Source organism: Brucella sp. NBRC 14130 (assembly GCF_040371715.1).
Classification (GTDB): Bacteria; Pseudomonadota; Alphaproteobacteria; order Rhizobiales; family Rhizobiaceae; genus Brucella; species Brucella intermedia.
In genome coordinates, this window is the sequence record NZ_BAABTE010000002.1 from 464043 (window position 1) to 478207 (window position 14165).

Here is a 14165-nt window from a genome sequence, read left to right on the forward strand (position 1 = left end):
GGGGCGGTCCATCGCCGCCCGGCCGCCAGGACAAGGTTACAGGAATATAGGCAGGCCCAGAGGCTCGGCCCGATCAAACGCAAGCAGAACAGATGGGAGAGCACTGGCCTGTCCGGTCAGGAACGCGCTGGCAGCGGTGCCGCACCTCGCCCTTCGAGACGCCGCCTGCGGCGGCTCCTCAGGATGAGGTGCTGCTGGTGGAGGCGGTTTCATGGCCGCACGGCCACCAAGACAAGGGGTATGGGAATACGGGGAGGCCTAAGAGGCCCGGCCCGATCAAACGCACAGCAGAACAGATGGGCGAGCATCGGCTGTCCGGTCAGGAATGCGCTGACGGCGGTGCGCACCTCGCCCTTCGAGACGCCGCCTGCGGCGGCTCCTCAGGATGAGGTGCTGCTGGCGGAGGCGGTTCCATGACCGCCCGGCCATCAGGACAAGGGTATGGGAATATAGGCAGGCCTGAGACGCCCCGCCCGATCAAACGCACAAGAGAACAGATGAGAGAGCATCGGCTGTCCGGTCAGGAATGCGCTGACGGCGGTGCGCACCTCGCCCTTCGAGACGCCGCCTGCGGCGGCTCCTCAGGATGAGGTGCTGCTGGTGGAGGCCGTTCCATGACCGCCCGGCCGCTAAGGGGTATGGGAATACAGGCAGGCCAGAGGCCCGGCCCGATCAAACGCACAGCAGAACAGATGGGAGAGCACCGGCTGTCCGGTCAGACAGGAACGCGCTGGCAGCAGAGCCGCACCTCGGCCTTCGAGACGCCGCCTGCGGCGGCTCCTCAGGATGAGGTGCTATGTAGTGTGGACGTTTTAAAGGTCGACGACCTTGCCGTCCTTCAGCGTCACGCGGCGATCCATGCGGCCAGCCAGTTCGTGATTGTGGGTGGCGATCAGGGCTGCAAGCCCGGACTGGCGCACGAGCGCTTCCAGAGCACCGAAGACATAGGAAGAGGTCGTCGGGTCGAGGTTGCCGGTCGGTTCGTCCGCCAGAAGAACGAGCGGCGCATTGGCAACGGCGCGCGCGATGGCGACACGCTGCTGTTCACCGCCGGAAAGCTCCGAGGGGCGATGGGAGGCGCGCTTGCCGATCTTCATATATTCAAGAAGCTGCTGCGCACGTTCTGCCGCCTGCTTCTTCGACAGTCCGCGGATCATCTGCGGCATCATCACGTTTTCCAGCGCGGAAAATTCCGGCAGGAGGTGATGGAACTGGTAGACGAAGCCGATGTCGTTGCGGCGCACCGCCGTGCGCTCGTCATCGGAAAGCTTGCTGCAGGAGCGTCCGTCCAGGAAAACCTCTCCCTCATCGGGACGTTCCAGAAGGCCAGCCGTGTGCAGCAAGGTCGATTTGCCCGCACCCGACGGCGCGACAAGCGCAACCATTTCGCCGCGACGCAGCGTGAAATCGGCGTCCTTGAGGATCACCAGTTCGCGGTCGGCTTCCTTGTAGGCGCGGCCGACGCGTTGCAGCCGCATGATGATTTCAGCCGCCATTATTCATACCTCAATGCTTCGACCGGATCGAGCTTGGCAGCGCGCCAGGCCGGGAAAATGGTGGCGATGAACGACAGCACCAGAGCCATGACGATGACGGAAATCGTCTCGCCGGGGTCCATCTTCGCGGGCAGCTGGCTCAGGAAATAAAGTTCCGGATTGAAGAGCGTCGTGCCGGAGAGCCACGAGAAGAACTCGCGGATCCGCTCGACATTCAGGCAGACGACGACGCCCAGAACCACACCGGCCACCGTGCCGGTGACGCCGATGGCGGCGCCCGTCATCAGGAAGATGCGCATCACCGCGCCGCGGGTTGCCCCCATGGTGCGCAGGATCGCAATGTCATGCCCCTTGTCCTTCACCAGCATGATGAGGCCGGAAATGATGTTCAGCGCCGCCACGAGCACGATCAGCGTCAGGATCATGAACATGACATTGCGTTCGACTTCCAGCGCCGAGAAGAAAGTCTGGTTGCGCTGGCGCCAGTCGACAAGCGAGAGCTGGCGTCCCGCCGCCTCTTCCACCGGGGCGCGCATCGCATCCACCTTGTCGGGATTATCGACAAAGATTTCAAGCGATTGCACCTTGCCTTCCTGATTGAAGAAAAGCTGCGCCTCGGAAAGCGGCATCATGACGATGGAGGAGTCATATTCCGACATGCCGATCTCGAAGATGGCGACAATCGGATAGGCCTTTACGCGCGGATTGACGCCGAACGGGGTCACATCGCCGTCCGGCGAGATCACGCGCAGCGTATCGCCGATGGAAAGGCCGAGATTTTCCGCCATGCGGGTGCCGATGGCGACGCCGCCCGCCTGATCGAAGCCCTGCAGCGTGCCCTGGCGGATATTGCCGGAAACGAGCTTGAGCTTTTCGAGGTCTTCTTCACGCAAGCCCCGGATCAGCGCGCCATTGCCTGCGCCGATATTGCCCTGCACAAGCGCCTGCCCTTCCACCACGGGAATGGCGAACCTGATGCCGGAAATACCGTCGATCCGCTTGATGAGATCGGCATAATCATCCAGCGGGCGGTCAATCGGCTGCATGATGAGATGGCCGTTGATGCCGAGGATTCGCGAAAGAAGCTCGGCACGGAAGCCGTTCATCACCGCCATGACGATGATGAGCGTCGCCACGCCCAGCATGATGCCGGTGAAGGAAAACCCGGCAATGACCGAGATAAAAGTCTCGCGGCGGCGCGCACGCAGATATCGCCATGCGATCATCCGCTCAAAGGCCGAGAATGGACCCGACTTCGGAGCTTTCTGGGCTACCTTTGCCTTGTCCCCGGATTTTGCTGCCGCCGCGTTGCTCATGCTTCTGCCGTCAACAGGTTGATCGCAGCTTCGACGCTCAGGTTCTGGCGTTCGCCGGTCTTGCGATCCTTGATTTCGACTTCACCGGCGGCAACGCCGCGCGGTCCGACGATCACCTGCGTCGGCAGGCCGATCAGGTCCATCGTGGCGAACTTTGCGCCCGGACGGTCGTCCGTGTCGTCAAGCAGCGGATCGACGCCTGCATTGGTCAGCGCCTCGTAGAGCTTCTCGCTCACGGCGTCGCATCCTTCGTCGCCCGGCTTCATGTTGACGATGCCAGCGCCGAACGGCGCGATGGCCTTCGGCCAGATGATGCCTGCATCGTCGTGGAAGGCCTCGATGGCGGCTGCGACAAGGCGCGACGGGCCGATGCCGTAGGAACCCATGGAAACCAGATGTTCCTTGCCGTCCGGGCCCTGCACTTTGGCGCCCATCGGTTCGGAATATTTGGTGCCGAAATGGAAGATGTGGCCGACTTCGATGCCGCGCGCGGAAACCTGATCTTCAGGCTTGACCTTGGCCCAGTCGGCCTCGTCGTGCATTTCGTCGGTCGCCGCATAAGGCGTCGTCCAGCGCTGGACGATGTCGGTCAGCTGCGCATCGTTGCGGAAATCGGTGTCCGCGCCCGGCACGGCCAGATCGAGATAAGCCTTGTCGCAGAAAACCTGGCTTTCGCCGGTTTCGGCCAGAATGATGAATTCGTGGGAAAGGTCGCCGCCAATCGGGCCGGTATCGGCGCGCATCGGGATCGCCTGCAGGCCGACGCGGGCGAAAGTGCGCAGATAGGACACGAACATGCGGTAGTAAGCCATTTTCGCGCCCTCATAATCGAGGTCGAACGAATAGGCGTCCTTCATCAGAAATTCGCGTGAACGCATGACGCCGAAACGCGGGCGCACTTCGTCGCGGAACTTCCACTGGATGTGATAGAGATTGAGCGGCAGGTCCTTGTAGGAACGCACATAGGAGCGGAAAATGTCGGTGACCATTTCCTCATTGGTCGGGCCGAAGAGCATATCGCGCTCCTGCCGGTCCTGGATGCGCAGCATTTCCTTGCCATAGGCGTCGTAGCGGCCGCTTTCGCGCCACAGGTCGGCGGACTGGATGGTCGGCATCAGGATTTCATTGGCGCCAGCGCGGTTCTGCTCCTCGCGGATGATGTCGCAGACCTTGTTGAGCACCTTCAGGCCGATCGGCAGCCAGGCATAGATGCCGGCCGACTGTTGACGGATCATGCCCGAACGCAGCATCAGCCTGTGGGAGACGATTTCCGCCTCCTTGGGGTTTTCCTTCAGAATAGGTAAAAAATACCGCGACAGACGCATCGTAACCACCAATCAAGAGGGACTGCCTGAGTGCTTCAAGAATCAGGCAAAAATTAAGCATATTCGTCGGTTTCTTACCGGGTTATAGATCGGTTGGAAACCCGCCTGGAAAAGCTTTCGCGGCGGCGGATTTCCCCATCCACAGCCATGATCGCCTGCCGAAAGAACTGCCTCCGCCAAATCGGGCATCCAGATTCACATTCAAATTCAATATATTACAGATATATCACTCTCTCCGGGGAAATTTTGCGAAAGAAATATGACGCGATAGAAGATTTTTCGTGACAAAAGCTGTGCAGTTCGCTATTTTTTTCATCATAAGAGCAACAACGGAATAAAACCGTTGGTTTCACGCGGTCAAAGTCTTGGGAGGATGGATCCAGGCGCGACTTTCGCAGCCGCCAGTCAAATGGAAACGGATCGAACGCGTATTTGATTAGCAAGGCGAAAGCCTTGCTTTTTTTTTGCACTTGCGGGACGGCCATGGTCCCCGCAGTTTCGCTATTTTATTTGCGCGAATAACACATTGATTTTGTGGGATTTATCCCGGTGCCCTCTGCGCATCCAAGTATTAAATTTCACTTAAGTATAAATCGATTTATTCATGCACAATTGCCGGGGAAATAGCCTCGCCGTCACAAATGACGGCGGGTTGTAGCCTGTCGGAAATTCAACGGGTTACGCTTAAGGGCTGCTACAGACTACAACTTTTGGTGGAGTGATCCACTTTTCTTTATACAAAAAAGAGGCTGCCTAATTTTTAGGCAGCCTCAAAATTCGTGCCGGAACCGGACCCGTGAAACCCGGTCGGGTCAAGTCAGATCCGGGAAGAAATGCGGGATATCGTCGAGGCCGTAACCGCTGACCTGCGTCAGATAATAATAGAGCAGGAAGATGAGCGTCGCGACGACCGTCGTGCGCAGGAAGGCCCGGCCGATGCGCGGCCTTGCCGGAGCGCTGGCGACCGTGCCCAGGGTCACTTCGTTTTCTTCGGCCTGTGTACGCAAGCCGACCGGCAGCAGCGCGAACAGCGTGGTCCACCAGATGATGAAATAGATCGCGATTCCCGAAACCAGAGACATGATTACACCTCTTCCAGTTCGATCAGTGTGCCGTTGAAATCCTTGGGGTGCAGGAACAGAACCGGCTTGCCATGCGCGCCCGTCTTCGGCTCGCCGTCACCCAGGATGCGCGCGCCTTCTGCCTTGAGGCGATCACGGGCGGCGATGATGTCCGCAACCTCGTAGCAAAGATGGTGCATGCCGCCGGACGGGTTCTTTTCCAGAAAGGCCGCGATGGGAGACCCCTCGCCCAGAGGTTCCAGCAATTCGATCTTGGTGTTGCCGACGTCGATGAAAACCACGGTTACGCCATGTTCGGGCAGCGCCTGCGGCTCGGTGACTTTGGCACCGAGCTTGCCGCGATAAAGCGCTGCGGCGGCGTCAATATCCGGAACCGCGATTGCCACGTGGTTCAAGCGTTCGAGCATCAGCACCTCCCATGCCGGTCATTCTGCAAATATATGTGGTTACCGTATCCTATTGACGAACACGGTCACCACGGGCTTTTTGCCCCATGCTTCATTTGCCGCAGCGCGAACGGCACGGCGCACGGACTCCCGTACCAGCTCGATATCCTTGCGGCGAACACGCGGAATGCTGTCGATGGCCTCGATCGCCGCGTCCAGAAGGATATCTTCCAGCAGGTCGCCCTGCGCATTTTCCTCCGGCACGCCGAAAGTCACGAGGTCGGGTTCATCGATGATCTTGTGCTCGCGGTCGAGCAGCACGGAAACGGCGACATGGCCGACATAGGCAAGCTTGCGGCGCTCGACCATGCCGATTTCTTCCTCGTCGCCGATCAGCTTGCCGTCCTTGTAGATGCGGCCAACCGGCGCTTCATCGATGATCTCGGCCTTGCCGGGCGCCAGACGCAGCATGTCGCCATCGCGAACCTGCGCGACCTGCTCGATGCCTTCCATCGCGCCAAGCGAGCCTTGCGCGACCAGATGCGCGGCTTCGCCGTGCACCGGCACCAGAATCTGCGGGCGAACCCATGAATACATGCGGCGCAATTCGCTGCGGCGTGGATGGCCGGACACATGGACCAGTGCATCCTCGTCGCCGATGATCTTGATGCCGCGATCGATCAGGCGGTTCTTGATGTCGAGTATCGCCTTTTCATTGCCCGGAATGGCGCGCGACGAGTAGATGACCGTATCGCCCGCCGTCAGCGCGAGGCTGCGCATTTCGTCACGCGCAAGCTTGGCGAGTGCGGCACGCGGCTCGCCCTGACTGCCGGTCAGGATCATCACCACGTTCTCGCGGGGAATATAGCCGTAATCTTCTTCGCTGAGATATTCCGGCAGGCCTTCCATGTAGCCAAGCTCGGTCGCAACGGAGATGGCGCGCTTCATCGAACGCCCGACCACCAGTACCTGACGGCCCGCGTCCCGCGCCGCCTCGGTAATCGACCGGATACGACCGACATTCGAAGAGAAGGTGGTGATGGCCACACGACCACGCGCATTTTCGATCAGCTCACGCAGGCTTTCGCCCACCTGTCGCTCGGAAGGCGATTCACCCTCGCGCAAGGCGTTGGTGGAGTCGCAGATCAGCGCCAGCACGCCAGCATCGCCGATGGCGCGGAAACGCGCCTCGTCGATGACGGGGCCGAGCGAGGGTTCCGGGTCCATCTTCCAGTCGCCCGTATGCACGACCGTGCCGAGCGGCGTCGTAAGGGCCAGCGAAACCGGCTCCGGGATCGAGTGGGTGACGGCCACGGCCTCGATCTTGAAAGGCCCGACCTCAAACTTTTCGCCAGCCTTGTAGATCGTGATCGGAATGTCGGGCGCGCCATCCTCCGACTGCCGCTTGGCTTCCAGCAGGCCGGCGGTAAATGGCGTCGCATAGACCGGCACCTTCAGGCGCGGCCAAAGGTCAAGCAAGGCGCCGAAATGGTCTTCATGCGCATGGGTGATCACGATGCCGCGCAGATTGTGCTTTTCAGCTTCGAGATAGCGGATATCCGGCAGGATGAGATCGGCGCCCGGCTGTTCCGGCCCCGCAAAGCTCACACCCATATCCACCACCAGCCACTCGCGGTTGTCCGCCGGGCCGAAGCCGTACATGGCCAAATTCATGCCGATTTCGCCCACGCCGCCAAGCGGCAGAAAGACGAGTTCCGTAGTATTGGATCGGGCCATGAAATTTCCTCTATGACTATCGAGCGGTCTTGCCGCACCAACTGAACCCAAAGTTGTCCTGTTGCAACCCTGGCAAGACAAAACAAAGCAAATTATTTGCGTATTGTAGCAGCAGTTCCGAAATAGACATCGCCAGCCGTTACTGCAACCCGCGAACCATCGTCTTCGCGAATAACAAAACGGCATGCCTCGTCAATCGTATCAAAATGACCTTCGACGATACGGCCTTCGACCTGCATCGTCACACGCTGGCCGAGGCCATGGGCGCGCTCCAGCCAACGCTTGCGAATGTCATCAAGGCCGCGCCCCTCGTTCCAGACGCGGTAATTGACGGACCATGCATCCGACAGGGCCGCGAACAAGGTTTCGGCATCGCATTTGCTGCCAAGCGAGCGCAGGGAAGTCGCCGCGTAGGGCAGATCATCGGGAAAGGCGACCACATTGGTTCCGATGCCGATGGCAACGGCGAACAGGCCTTTTCCCATAATGGAAGATTCGAGCAGGATGCCGGACAGTTTCGCACCATTCAGCAGAACATCGTTCGGCCATTTGAGGCCGATTGTCGGCGGCACGGCAGGCCCGGTCGCGGCGAATACCGCGTCAAGCGCGTCTGCGAGCGACAGGCCCGCGACAAACCCGAGCGTTGCCGCCGTTTTCATTTCGTAGGATTCAACGAGAAGCAGCGTGGAGGCAAGATTGCCTTCCGGCGTGGACCAGGCACGGCCCCGTCTTCCACGGCCGCTTTCCTGTTTCTTCGTGACAAGCCAGAGCCTGCCCGGATCGCCCGCGGCTGCCCGTTCCAGGGCAACGGCGTTGGTGGAACCTACCGTCTCGAAGCTTTCGAGACGGTAGCCCTCATTTTTCGCAACAGGCGAAAGCGCAAAACTCATCTATGCTTCCGCCTCATGCATTTGTCAGAAGAACGTCTTGGCTGCGGCTTCGGCAAAACCACCGATCGGGCCAGCAATGAAGACGTAGAAGAGCACGAAGGCACCCGTTACACCGAGAACCAGGCGAAGCTCGCCCGCGACGGGAACGAAACCGCCGGTCGGCTCATCGAACCACATGATCTTGATCATGCGCAGGTAGTAGAACGCGCCCACGACCGAAGCCACGATACCGATGATGGCGAGCGGCAGGAGACCGGCCTGCACAGCGGCAAGGAAGGTGTACCACTTTCCGAAGAAGCCTGCGAGGGGCGGAATGCCGGCGAGCGAGAACAGGAAGATGGTCATGATCGTTGCCAGCACCGGATTGGTGCGGGACAGACCGGCCAGATCATCGATGTTCTCGACATTGCCGTCCTTGGTGCGCATTGCAAGAATGAACGCGAAGGTGCCGAGCGTCATGGCAAGGTAGACCGCCATGTAGATCATCACGCCCTTCACGCCGATCACCGTGCCTGCGGCCAGACCAACAAGCGCATAACCCATATGGCTGATCGAGGAATAAGCCATCAGGCGCTTGATGTTGCGCTGGCCGATGGCGGCAAAGGCGCCGAGGATCATCGAGGCAAGCGCGATGAAGATGACGACCTGCTGCCAGTCATGGGTGACCGGGGCAAAGGCTTCCGAGACGACGCGGATGATGAGCGCCATGGCGGCCATCTTCGGAGCGGCGGCAAAGAATGCCGTTACCGGGGTCGGCGCACCTTCATAGACGTCCGGCGTCCACATGTGGAACGGAACGGCGGAAATCTTGAATGCCAGGCCGGCCAGAATGAAGACCAGACCGAAGACCAGGCCCAGTTCGCGCTGTCCGCCGGCGACGGCCTGCGCGATTTCGGCAAAGCCAATATGACCGGTGTAACCGTAGACGAGCGAGATGCCGTAAAGCAGCATGCCCGAGGACAGCGAGCCGAGGACGAAGTATTTCAGGCCTGCTTCCGTCGAACGGACGCTATCGCGGTTGAACGCTGCCAGAACATAGAGCGCCAGCGATTGCAGTTCGAGGCCGAGATAGAGCGACAGCATGTTGGAGGCCGAAACCATCAGCAGCATGCCCAGCGTGGAAATCACGATCAGGACCGGGAATTCGAACTTGTCGAACTTCTCCGCCTTGGCGAAGCCGACCGACATGATCAGCGTCACGATGGAGCCGACCAGTGTCAGCACCTTCATGAAGCGGCCAAAACCGTCATTGACGATGGCGCCGCCGAAAACAGCACCGTTCGCCGGGAAAAGGATGACCAGAGCCAGCGCTGCAATAAGCACCGCGACGGATAATCCGTTGACGAGCGTGGCCGCCCGTTCGCCGGAGAACACGCCAATCATGAGCAGTGCCAAGGCGCCTACAGCAAGGAGAACCTCCGGTGCTGCAAGGGTCAGATGAGCTATCAGATCAGTCTGCATGACCTACGCCTTTATTTCTTACTGTGCCAGCACGGCGCTCGCGGAGCCCGCGAGTGCTGCGTCGTAATGTTGGACCAGGGCGTTCACGGCACCGGCGGTCACATTGAAGACCGGGGTCGGATAGACGCCGAAGAAGATGGTGAGCACCACAAGCGGGTACAGAATGAGCTTCTCACGCGGGCTGAGGTCGAGGAGCGCCTTGAGGCTTTCCTTGGTCAGCGCGCCGAAGATCACCTGACGGTAGAGCCAGAGCGCATAGGCCGCCGAGAGAATGACGCCCGTGGTTGCGAACAGCGCCACCCAGGTGTTGACCCGGAACACGCCGAACAGCGTCAGGAACTCGCCGATGAAGCCCGAAGTACCCGGCAGGCCGACATTCGCCATCGTGAAGATAAGGAAAGCCACCGCATATTTCGGCATGTTGTTCACCAGACCGCCAAACGCCGCGATCTCACGGGTATGCATGCGATCATAGATCACGCCGACGCAGAGGAAGAGCGCGCCCGACACGATGCCGTGCGACAGCATCTGGAAGATGGCGCCCTGTAGGCCCTGCTCGTTTGCCGCGAAGATACCCATGGTCACATAGGCCATGTGCGCAACCGACGAATAGGCGATCAGCTTCTTCATGTCTTCCTGCACCATCGCGACGAGCGAGGTGTAGATGATTGCGATCACCGACAGCGCGAAGATGAACGGAGCGAAATCAGCGGAAGCCAGCGGGAACATCGGCAGCGAGAAGCGGATGAAACCGTAGCCGCCGAGCTTCAGCAGGATACCGGCCAGAATGACCGAGCCTGCCGTCGGTGCTTCAACGTGCGCATCCGGCAACCAGGTGTGGACCGGCCACATCGGCATCTTCACCGCGAAGGACGCGAAGAAGGCGAGCCATAGCCATGTCTGCATACCGGCCGGGAAGTCGTATTTCAGCAGCTCCACGATGTTCATCGTGCCAGCCTGCCAGTACATGGCCATGATGGCGATGAGCATCAGGACCGAGCCCAGAAGCGTGTAGAGGAAGAACTTCAGGCTCGCATAGACGCGGCGCTTGCCGCCCCACACGCCGATGATGATGAACATCGGGATAAGGCTTGCCTCGAAGAACACGTAGAACAGGAACAGGTCGAGCGCGCAGAACACGCCGATCATCAGCGTTTCCAGAATGAGGAACGCGATCATGTATTCCTTGACGCGCTTTTCCACCGACACCCAGCTTGCCAGAATGCAGAAGGGCATGAGGAAAGCGGAAAGCACCACGAACAGGACGGAGATGCCGTCCACGCCCATGTGGTAGCTGATGCCGCCGCCCATCCAGTCGACCTGCTCGACCATCTGGAAGCCGGGGTTCGAATTGTCGAAACCGGCCCAGACGACGAGCGACAGGGCGAAGACGAATATCGTCGTCAGCAAAGCGACGTTGCGGATATTGCGACGCGATGCCTCGCTGTCGTCCTTGATCAGAAGGATCAGTAACGCGCCGACGAGCGGCAGAAACGTGACCGTTGAAAGAATTGGCCAGTCGGTCATCAGAAAGAGCTCCCGAGCATCATCCAAGTGACGAGCGCGGCGACGCCGATCAGCATCGCGAATGCGTAGTGATAAAGATATCCGGACTGCATCTTGACGACGCGGTTGGTAACGTCGAGCACGCGGGCCGAGACGCCATCCGGGCCGAAGCCGTCAATAAGCCAGCCGTCGCCACCCTTCCAGAACACGCGGCCAAGCCAGCGAGCCGGACGCACGAAAAGGAAATCGTACAGCTCGTCGAAGTACCACTTGTTCAAGAGGAACTGGTAGAGGCCACGATGACGGGCAGCCAGTTCCTTCGGCGTTTCCGGCGAACGGATGTAGAAGATCCAGGCGACGATGAAGCCGAGAACCATCGAAATGAACGGCGACAGCTTCACCCACAGAGGAACATGGTGATATTCCTCGAGGATCTGGTTGGCAGCCGAGGTGAACAGAGCGCCCTTCCAGAACTCGGCATATTCGTGGCCGAAGAAGAGTTCCTTGAACACGACACCGGCAAAGAGCGCGCCGACGCCGAGGATCAGCAGCGGAACGAACATGACGGCAGGCGATTCATGGACGTGATGCATGACTTCCGCCGAAGCGCGCGGCTTGCCGTGGAAGGTCATGAAAATCAGGCGCCAGGAATAGAAGCTCGTGAAGAGCGCGGCAATGATGAGAAGCGTCGAAGCGTAGCCGCTGGCAGCACTGTGCGAAGCGAAGACGGATTCGATGATCGCATCCTTGGAGAAGAAACCGGCGGTGCCGATGACCGTGCCCGGAATGCCGAGGCCGGTAATGGCGACCGTGCCGATGACCATCATCCAGTAGGTGATCGGGATCAGCTTGCGCAGGCCGCCCATGCGGCGCATGTCCTGCTCTTCCGAAACGGCATGGATGACCGAACCGGCGCAAAGGAACAGAAGCGCCTTGAAGAAAGCGTGCGTGAACAGGTGGAACACGGCGGCGCCATAGGCACCGACACCGAGTGCAGCAAACATGTAGCCGAGCTGCGAGCAGGTCGAATAGGCGATGACGCGCTTGATGTCGTTCTGCACGAGGGCGACCGTTGCAGCGAAGAAGGCAGTCGTCGCGCCGATGATGGTCACGACCAGAAGCGCGGTCTGCGACAGTTCGAAGATCGGCGACATGCGGGCGACCATGAACACGCCCGCGGTAACCATGGTAGCGGCGTGAATGAGCGCCGAAACCGGGGTCGGGCCTTCCATGGCGTCCGGAAGCCAGGTGTGCAGCAGGAACTGCGCCGACTTGCCCATCGCGCCCATGAAGAGCAGCAGGCAGGTGATGGTGATCGCGCCCTGCTTGTCGAGCTGATAGCCGAGGAAGTTCAGAACGACCTGATTGGCATCGGCGGCGCCTTCAGCGGGGAGGAAGTTGGCGGCAGCAGCGAAGATCGTGTTGTAGTCGACCGACTGGAACAGCGCGAACACGCCGAAGATGCCGAGCAGGAAGCCGAAGTCACCAACGCGGTTGACGACGAAGGCCTTCATGGCGGCGGCGTTGGCCGAAGGCTTCTGGAACCAGAAGCCGATCAGGAGGTACGAGGCCAGACCCACGCCTTCCCAGCCGAAAAACATCTGGACCAGATTGTCCGACGTGACCAGCATGAGCATGGCGAAGGTGAAGAGCGACAGATAGGCGAAGAAGCGCGGACGGTGCGGATCGTGGTGCATGTATCCAATGGAATAAATGTGCACGAGAGCCGACACCGAGTTCACCACCACCAGCATGACGCCGGTGAGCGTATCGATGCGCAATGCCCAGTCGAAGGAAAGCGCGCCCGAGGTTACCCAGTGCAGAACCGGGATGCGGACGGTTTCCGCGTCGTGGCCGAGCGGAATCTGGAAGAACACGACCCAGGACAGGACCGCGACGACGACCATGAAACCGGAAGTGATGTATTCGCTCGCCTTGGCTCCGATCTGATTGCCGAAGAGACCGGCAATCAGGAAGCCGAGAAGCGGAAGGAAGACGATCGCGTAGTAGAGCATTTGCCCGTCAACCTTTCATAACATTGACGTCTTCCACCGCGATTGAGCCGCGATTACGGAAGAAAACAACGAGAATTGCCAGACCGATGGCCGCTTCCGCAGCCGCGACGGTCAGAACGAAAAGGGCGAACACCTGCCCGACCATGTCGCCGAGCTGGCTGGAGAACGCCACGAAGTTGAGATTGACCGAAAGAAGGATCAATTCGATCGACATCAGGATGACGATGACGTTCTTGCGGTTCAGGAAGATGCCGAAGACGCCAAGCGTGAACAGGATGGCCGAAACGGTCAGATAGTGGGCGATACCGATTTCCATATGCTTATCCTCAGATGCCTTTGCCCGTTTCGACTTGTTTGATCTCGATCGCCGTTTCGGGCGTGCGAGCAACCTGGGCCGGAATGGACTGGCGCTTGACATTCGGCTTGTGCCGCAGCGTCAGAACGATGGCGCCGATCATCGCGACCAGAAGGACGAGACCAGCAACCTGGAAGTAGAAGACGAAGTCGGTGTAGAGAATGTCACCCAGAGCAGCGGTGTTGCTCCGCTCGGCGATATTCGGGATCGGCACGGCGCCCTGCCCGAGCTTCGGTGCAAACATGTTGCTTGCAAACACGAAGATCAGCTCGCCGAGCAGGATGAGGCCGACGAGAGCGCCAACCGGCGCATATTGCAGCGCGCCGCGCTTCAGCTCGGAGAAATCCACATCCAGCATCATGACGACGAAGAGGAAGAGAACCGCCACTGCCCCGACGTAAACGACGAGCAGGATCATGGCGAGGAACTCGGCCCCCGTCAGCAGGAACAAGGCTGCCGCATTGAAGAATGTGAGGATCAGAAACAGCACCGAATGCACGGGGTTGCGTGCCGCGATCACCATGAACGCGGATGCGATCATGATGAAGGCGAACAGATAGAAAAACGCTGCCGCAATACCTGTCAGCATGGGGATC

At 59.8% G+C, this 14165-nt stretch carries 12 protein-coding genes; all 12 read right to left on the reverse strand.

The window, feature by feature from the left end; translation table 11 throughout:
• Positions 1-812: 812 nt before the first annotated feature.
• Positions 813-1496, reverse strand: coding sequence for an ABC transporter ATP-binding protein (locus ABWW28_RS05850; protein WP_006466608.1), 684 nt, complete (start codon positions 1494-1496; stop codon positions 813-815).
• Positions 1496-2812, reverse strand: a complete 1317-nt coding sequence (locus ABWW28_RS05855; protein ID WP_021585012.1) for a lipoprotein-releasing ABC transporter permease subunit — start codon at positions 2810-2812, stop codon at positions 1496-1498. The genes ABWW28_RS05850 and ABWW28_RS05855 overlap by 1 nt, the downstream gene beginning before the upstream one ends.
• Positions 2809-4137 (reverse strand): proline--tRNA ligase, encoded by a 1329-nt coding sequence (gene proS, locus ABWW28_RS05860; protein WP_006471801.1) that lies wholly within the window; start codon positions 4135-4137, stop codon positions 2809-2811. Before proS ends, ABWW28_RS05855 begins: the two co-directional genes overlap by 4 nt.
• Before the next feature lie 812 nt (positions 4138-4949).
• Entirely contained in the window at positions 4950-5219 is a 270-nt protein-coding gene (locus tag ABWW28_RS05865; RefSeq protein ID WP_006466605.1) for a DUF1467 family protein, read from the reverse strand.
• A gap of 2 nt (positions 5220-5221) precedes the next feature.
• The gene (gene mce / locus ABWW28_RS05870) at positions 5222-5626 is read right to left on the reverse strand and encodes a methylmalonyl-CoA epimerase (protein WP_006471802.1); all 405 of its coding nucleotides are present in this window, start codon (positions 5624-5626) and stop codon (positions 5222-5224) included.
• Positions 5627-5665: 39 nt separating this feature from the next.
• Positions 5666-7342 carry a ribonuclease J gene (locus tag ABWW28_RS05875; protein WP_006471803.1) on the reverse strand — a complete coding sequence of 559 codons (1677 nt, stop codon included), beginning with the start codon at positions 7340-7342 and terminating at the stop codon, positions 5666-5668.
• 92 nt (positions 7343-7434) lie between these two features.
• Positions 7435-8232 (reverse strand): biotin--[acetyl-CoA-carboxylase] ligase, encoded by a 798-nt coding sequence (locus tag ABWW28_RS05880; protein ID WP_021585010.1) that lies wholly within the window; start codon positions 8230-8232, stop codon positions 7435-7437.
• 24 nt (positions 8233-8256) lie between these two features.
• Positions 8257-9693: an NADH-quinone oxidoreductase subunit NuoN gene (gene nuoN, locus ABWW28_RS05885; protein ID WP_353390523.1), complete on the reverse strand. Its 1437-nt coding sequence runs from the start codon at positions 9691-9693 to the stop codon at positions 8257-8259.
• 18 nt (positions 9694-9711) lie between these two features.
• The gene (locus ABWW28_RS05890) at positions 9712-11220 is read right to left on the reverse strand and encodes an NADH-quinone oxidoreductase subunit M (RefSeq protein ID WP_006471805.1); all 1509 of its coding nucleotides are present in this window, start codon (positions 11218-11220) and stop codon (positions 9712-9714) included.
• On the reverse strand, positions 11220-13214 hold the full coding sequence (nuoL, locus tag ABWW28_RS05895) for an NADH-quinone oxidoreductase subunit L (RefSeq protein WP_021585008.1): 1995 nt from the start codon (positions 13212-13214) through the stop codon (positions 11220-11222). Before nuoL ends, ABWW28_RS05890 begins: the two co-directional genes overlap by 1 nt.
• Before the next feature lie 7 nt (positions 13215-13221).
• On the reverse strand, positions 13222-13530 hold the full coding sequence (gene nuoK / locus ABWW28_RS05900) for an NADH-quinone oxidoreductase subunit NuoK (protein WP_006466598.1): 309 nt from the start codon (positions 13528-13530) through the stop codon (positions 13222-13224).
• 10 nt (positions 13531-13540) lie between these two features.
• The gene (locus ABWW28_RS05905; protein ID WP_006471807.1) at positions 13541-14158 is read right to left on the reverse strand and encodes an NADH-quinone oxidoreductase subunit J; all 618 of its coding nucleotides are present in this window, start codon (positions 14156-14158) and stop codon (positions 13541-13543) included.
• Positions 14159-14165: the final 7 nt, after the last annotated feature.